The 4,282-nt window shown below is 36.7% G+C and carries 4 protein-coding genes; 1 reads left to right on the forward strand and 3 read right to left on the reverse strand.

Translation table 11 applies throughout. The features are described from left to right. Both AC52RT_RS11000 and AC52RT_RS11005 read right to left on the reverse strand, forming a co-directional pair. The coding region (locus tag AC52RT_RS11000) for a globin-coupled sensor protein (protein WP_495540784.1) at positions 1 to 1,121 on the reverse strand (1,121 nt) is incomplete at its 3' end. 176 nt (positions 1,122 to 1,297) lie between these two features. Beyond that, positions 1,298 to 1,786: a metallophosphoesterase family protein gene (locus AC52RT_RS11005; RefSeq protein WP_495540785.1), complete on the reverse strand. Its 489-nt coding sequence runs from the start codon at positions 1,784 to 1,786 to the stop codon at positions 1,298 to 1,300. Positions 1,787 to 1,892: 106 nt separating this feature from the next. Here AC52RT_RS11005 and AC52RT_RS11010 point away from each other — a divergent pair, with 106 nt between their 5' ends. Further along, positions 1,893 to 2,963 carry a DUF3900 domain-containing protein gene (locus tag AC52RT_RS11010; RefSeq protein WP_495540786.1) on the forward strand — a complete coding sequence of 357 codons (1,071 nt, stop codon included), beginning with the start codon at positions 1,893 to 1,895 and terminating at the stop codon, positions 2,961 to 2,963. A gap of 418 nt (positions 2,964 to 3,381) precedes the next feature. On the opposite strand, the gene AC52RT_RS11015 is transcribed toward AC52RT_RS11010, so the two are convergent. Beyond that, on the reverse strand, positions 3,382 to 4,282 hold a 901-nt coding region (locus AC52RT_RS11015; protein ID WP_495540787.1), incomplete at its 5' end, for a TerD family protein.

A 4,282-nucleotide genomic window follows, 5' to 3' on the forward strand; every position in this document is an offset into this window, starting at 1 on the left:
TCAATAGATTCTTCTGTACCGTGCTTAATTTCACCATTTACGGATAATATCGATTCATGTATGGTTTCCGTGTAAGTTTGAATGGCTTTTATTAAGGTTGAAACCTCCGAAACGGATTTCTTAGTAGACTCAGCCAGCTTACGAACTTCATCAGCTACTACCGCAAAACCACGCCCATTCTCACCTGCACGAGCTGCTTCTATTGCTGCATTTAATGCAAGTAAATTGGTTTGTTCAGCAATAGAGGTTACCACGGTGACAATACTGTTAATTTGTTTCGAAGTCTCGGTTAAGTTACTCATATCAGCAGATATTTTCTGCATATGAAGCTGTGATTGATTCATAATTTGTTCTACCTGCTTTAATCGAGCTGCCCCTTCGTTCGATTTTTTCTGGGTTTCAATTGCTATATCCAGCCCAGTTGAAGTTAAAGAACGTATACCCGTTAATTTATGGTTAATTTCAATAGAGGACGAGCTCGTCTCCTCACTAATAGCAGCTAATTCCTGTGCAGAACTGTTTACATTTACTTTGAGATTTAATTGACTTTCCTCAATTCCTTGCCTGATTCGTTTATTTTCCCGCTCGTAAGCTTCTAAGACAATCTGCTGCTCTAAGTTGAAAATTTTCGTAATAGCCGCCATGACATCTGAATATTCCTTAATCGTTTGCATATGGGGTGTAATTATAGTATTTACAGACAACAGTAAATCCTGAAAAGCATACATATACCATGTAGGCTCAAGACCGATTCGCACATGAACATGGGCAATAATTGTACGCTGTTTGATATAGTCTTGATCAATCTTTCCTGAAAACATTTCATAAATATGCTTAGTGAGTGTGATTTTTAAACGATCGACACTACTGTGATGGTTAATAATATCCATCAACGCTGCACGATTCGCAAGGTTTTTATAAAAATTTGTCACGATATCTTCTAAATGCTCTTCAATTACAGATTGAAGGGAACGAATCATACATAAATCCCTAGTAGTTAAATGAATCATGTGGATTTGCTGACTAACATCCTGATGACCATCGACATCAATATAAACTTCCTTTGCATATTGGTCATAGTTTCTTTGCTCTAACTTAGGTCTAGTTAGTAAATTTCTCATAGATACTTCTCTCCTTGATATAGCCAAAAAAAATCATCAGGTTATTCCCATTGGTTTAAACACAGTAACTGTTCTAGTATACAGATTAAAATAAGAATATTCTAGAATAATAGTATAAAACTTACAATCAAGTAAGAAGTAATACTTTTTTTAAATCACGATGTAAAGGAAAGTAATTATTTAAAATATAGGTGATTAATTTCTAATTCATCTGTGATTTCCAATATCCCAAAAGAAAAGAATGGCTGTCTCCGCTTATCAGTAGGCGAACCCGGATTAAACACCCACATCCCGCCTATCTGTTTTTTTACTGGTATATGAGAATGGCCAAATATGAGCAAATCTAAAGATTCCTCTGAAAAGGCAGCGAGGGCTCGTTTTTCTGTCGTTTGTTTTTGTCCATGACCATGAACAACTCCAATTTTAAAACCTTTTATTTCGAGTAACTTCTTATCTGGGAACTGCTGTTTTATATCTTCGGAATCAACATTCCCGTATACCCCTTCAATAGGTCCGTATGGCCTGAGCATATCCAGCACTTCTATCGTCTGCCAATCACCTGCATGAATAATCAAATCTGCTTGCTTTAATTCTTGGACTAATTCAGATGGAAGCTCCTTTGCACGTTTTGGTATATGTGTGTCAGATAAAACAATCACCCTCATGAAAACACCCCCGTTTTAATCCTACATTCCAGCTAAATTCGTTTGACGGAATTCAATAACCTTTTTATACTAGTGTGAGCTACTTTTTAGAAAAAAGGTGAATTAAATGGATTTTACTATACAATACCTGTCCTTTTACGTCGTTACAGTAGATGGTAAGGGAGAACAGGCGGATAAACGCTACAAGCATTTTCAAACCCTTGATCATGAAGAATATGAAAATAGTCCATTAAAAGGTTTCCTAGATGGAGAGCTGATGAAAATCAGCAAACGTAAAGTCGATCGACACCCAAAAGCAGAACAAGTACCAACCAAAATCGGCCACTTCATCGTGGAAGAAGGACATGAACTGGATTCAAACCCTAACTATAATTTATTTAATCGCGTCCGCAGTGCCGATACAAAGGATATGTTTTATGAAGAAAATGAACAGTTTGTGATTTCCTATCTTGATACAAGCGCTGTCCGAGGCGGAGTCTTTCTCGTTGCCTCTGCTAAGCTAAGCAGCTATCTAGATGAAAACTTTATCTTCTTATTAAAATGTGATTTTGAACCGAAAGTTGCCTCTATTTCTGATGAACAGACCCTAATTCGCAATGTTGAAATGGCGATTACAACCAAAAATATGAAATCCATTCAGTACCCATTCATGCCGGAAGAGGGAATTGTAGAGTCTGGAGAAATTAAGATTCACCAATCGTCTCATGCTCGTTATTTTGAGGACTTCTTAAAGTTTGTTGAATATGGGGAATCTATGCCTGAGATCGTCAAAAATCAGGTCATGGAAATGGTATACGAACAAATCGATACCATCTACCCAGAGCAAACCGAGGAACGCCAAAAACTCGATCAAGCCATGGAAGTTTGGGCTGCCAGTGAAAAGAGAGAGATTCAAGAACACTTCTCCCACACAGAAATTGTTGAAGCGGCTGCTCAAATTATTGAACACACACCAGAAATTCCATTAAAATTAAAACTGGGCCATATTGCGGTGAACGGACTTCTCGCCGACTTTGGCGACGCCGTACACATTGCCAAACTAAATGGAAAATATGTAACCATCATTGAATCTGACACTGTTTCTTTCGAGAAAAGCGTCTCGCCCATTGAGTTTCTAAAGCCTGATGAGCTCGAGGATGTACTGGAGAAAATACGTAAAAAAGGTAGTGTTGAATAAGGTTAAGTGAGGAGTTAGTGTATTAATTGTCATATATTCGCTAAAAACTTCACACATTAGTGACCGCATTAATGACCAAAAACACGTTCTTTCGCCTAGGGAAGGTTCCTTTTTTTGTACTAAAAACTGCAAAGTATACTAGGAAAAATTTAGTGGCTATATTCTAAATAACATCATGCTGAGTTTTACAGCTATGAACGTCCCCTTGAGTTTAGATAATCATATTTAAGATAAGTGAACTCCAAATTTTTGGAGTTCACTAACCTATTTAAAAAAACTCGTAGTAATAGGTTGGTTCTTCATTTACATCATCCTCTTTAACCGTACTTCGAGAAAAAAGAATCTAGTTCTAACTTATTATGCTTGAATATCTATCGGTCTAGTTAATATATTTGCAATTTTTATATATAGCTCTAGTCTACTTATAATCATTTATTGGTCCTTTATCCATTATAACTTCTACCATATTTGAAGACCCCATTCTAAGTTTAGGTCTACTCTCTGAGTTCGGTGTACTATAATACTCCAATGGATTTATAATAACTCCATCTTGGGTATTATGTAGAATCCCGGGCACACAGGAATAAATTCTATCATTATTATTTGCATTCTTGGCGAATATGGTAACGGAGGTTCCATTATGATTATCTATACTCATGGACACTTTGTATCTGTAGAATGAGCCTGTTCCATTTGACTGAGCAGAATAAACCACAGGAACAACTGCGAGGATATCATTATTTAATCTTAATTTAATTTCTTCAGTCTTAGTTGGTTGATTATTTCTCCTAACATCCCCCATATGTTCCACTGATCCGTTGCCAAAACTCCTGAGGGGAGGTTTTCCTTCTGCCCCAAACATTGCTACATCGATCTGCTTACCATTCTTTGTATAGACTAAGGCATATATATCATAATCTGTTCCAGTCTTCCAAGATACCGTCGCAGTAATTTCTGGTGTCTTCTCAATAATAACTGGCTTTTGGCCTTTGACGAGACTTATATTACCCTTTACCTTTTCAAGACTTATCGCTGCCAACGTGTTTTGTCTATTTTTATTTTCAGTAACAGCTAGATTCTTATCAGGTTCTTTTTGGGTTTGTTTTTGAATAGTTTTAGGTTCAAAAGGCATGTTTTGCTCATCAGACTCCACCTCAACACCGTAATTTTCACATAACCCCGAAAGTCCAGAATCAAATCCACGCCAGATTGATTTTGCCTTTGTCTGACCATTCCTTAGATATAGTTCTAATACTACAATTCCATTTTCATTTGTGAAACCAGATGGAATTAACTGAATAATAGTATTGTTGGTATAT

The sequence above is a fragment of the Peribacillus sp. genome (assembly GCF_059453735.1).